This window comes from Bacillus sp. L_1B0_5, assembly GCF_000836715.1.
Lineage (GTDB): Bacteria > Bacillota > Bacilli > Bacillales > Bacillaceae_G > Bacillus_A > Bacillus_A thuringiensis_S.
In genome coordinates, this window is sequence record NZ_JXIS01000205.1 from 1 (window position 1) to 210 (window position 210).

The following is a 210-nucleotide window of genomic DNA, read 5'->3' on the forward strand; positions in this document are numbered from 1 at the left end:
GTTCGTGATGTTGTCGGTGGCCGTGCTGGTGCTTATGAAAGTAAGCTAAAAGACGCTCGTGATATTGCGATGGACGAAATGAAAGAACTTGCAAAACAAAAAGGTGCGAACGCTATCGTTGGTATTGACGTAGATTACGAGGTTGTACGTGATGGAATGTTAATGGTTGCTGTAAGTGGTACAGCTGTACGTATATAAGTAAATAAAAAA

1 protein-coding gene is annotated in these 210 nt (G+C 41.0%); it reads left to right on the forward strand.

Annotated elements, in window-relative coordinates; translation table 11 throughout:
* Positions 1 to 198, forward strand: a 198-nt coding sequence (locus RT27_RS31830) for a heavy metal-binding domain-containing protein (protein WP_043939352.1), incomplete at its 5' end; no start/stop codon positions are given.
* Positions 199 to 210 lie beyond the last annotated feature (12 nt).